Origin of the sequence: Bradyrhizobium sp. YR681, assembly GCF_000282615.1 — a bacterium.
Lineage (GTDB): Bacteria > Pseudomonadota > Alphaproteobacteria > Rhizobiales > Xanthobacteraceae > Bradyrhizobium.
Genome location: NZ_AKIY01000156.1, coordinates 1 through 1,336 on the forward strand (window position 1 = coordinate 1; position 1,336 = coordinate 1,336).

2 protein-coding genes are annotated in these 1,336 nt (G+C 58.7%); one reads left to right on the forward strand and one right to left on the reverse strand.

Going from position 1 to position 1,336, the window contains the following annotated elements; genetic code table 11:
* On the reverse strand, positions 1-205 hold a 205-nt coding region (locus PMI42_RS39680; RefSeq protein ID WP_008134545.1), incomplete at its 3' end, for a hypothetical protein.
* A 540-nt stretch (positions 206-745) separates the two neighbouring features.
* On the opposite strand from PMI42_RS39680, the gene opgC reads away from it, so the two are divergent.
* Positions 746-1,336: OpgC domain-containing protein (opgC, locus tag PMI42_RS12710; protein WP_502692650.1), on the forward strand; the 591-nt coding region annotated here is incomplete at its 3' end.

A 1,336-nucleotide genomic window follows, 5' to 3' on the forward strand; every position in this document is an offset into this window, starting at 1 on the left:
AATGGTGGCTGCCGCCGGAGCCGCTGGTCGATCCGCCGGAGCCCTCCTTCTTGCCCATGTGGTGCGGGACTTCGGTCTTGGGGCCGCCGGAATAGTGGTGGCCGTTCTTCTCGCCGGTTGAGCTTGTCGTACTCGTCTGCGCCACGGCGGGCAACGCGACGAACGACATGATCGCGGCAGCGACGATCAGCTTGCGGTGACTCATTTTGGTTTCTCCTGTTTGATCTTGTTGGTGTCAATCAAGTCCCGGTGGCTTGACTGAGTGGCAACCAAACCCGGAGCGGGATTTCCCAGCTTGAGCAAAATCAAGTGTCGACGCGCACGCCTGCGCGCGCCGATGCGTAAATCGTCGAGTTGCAGCAGGCGACGCAAAGTTTCGGTCTTCTTACAGAAAAAAATTTGCCTCGACCGTACGAAATTGATGGCTTCACGGCGCGCCTTCGGTCACGTGTAGCGCCGACAACAGGCGTTTGCCGGAAGCATGACGCTGCCGACCGAGTGACGCGAGGACGAAAGACTCCTCAATTCATTACATGACCGGACGACAAAAAGATTTGGCCGGTGCGTCGCTCGGGTTTGATGTTCGTCAAAAGCGCATCAAGGACGCGACCTAGCTTGCCGGCGCGCACGGGCGGCAAGAGCATGCGTTCGCGATCCGCAAACATCGCGCAAGAGAACGGGACGCACGCAGTTGATTGACGAGACGATCCAGGTATCCGGCCGGCCTTTGCAAGTTGCGTTTCTCTTGCGTCGCCGGCTCTGGGAGACGATCACGATCAGATCGGAGTTGCCCAAGCCACGGCGCGATGTCCGGCTGGATCTGTTTCGCGGCCTGGCAAACTGGCTGATCTTCCTCGGACACATTCCCGATTCGGTGCTCGCCTGGTTCACGACGCGAAACTACGGCTTCAGCGACGGTGCCGATCTGTTCGTGCTGATTTCGGGCTATACGGCGACCTTCGTGTTCGGATCGATGATGATGGAGCGTGGCTTCGTCATCGGAGCAACCCGGCTGCTGCGGCGCGTATGGCAACTCTATGTCGCCCACCTGCTGTTGTTCCTGGTCTATCTCACCGCCGTGCACTACATCGCGCACAGTTTTGACGATCTTCATTTGATGGATCAGTTCAACGTCGCGCCGTTGATGGACTACCCGGTCGAGACGCTCTCCCAGGGCCTGATACTCAAGTTCAAGCCGCTCAATCTGGATGTTCTGCCGCTCTATATCGTGCTGATGGCGGCGTTTCCCGTCGTCCTCTGGTTCATGCTGCGATGGCGCAACGCGATGATGATCGGCTCGCTCGGCCTCTATTGGATGGCCCGCCATTACGGCTTT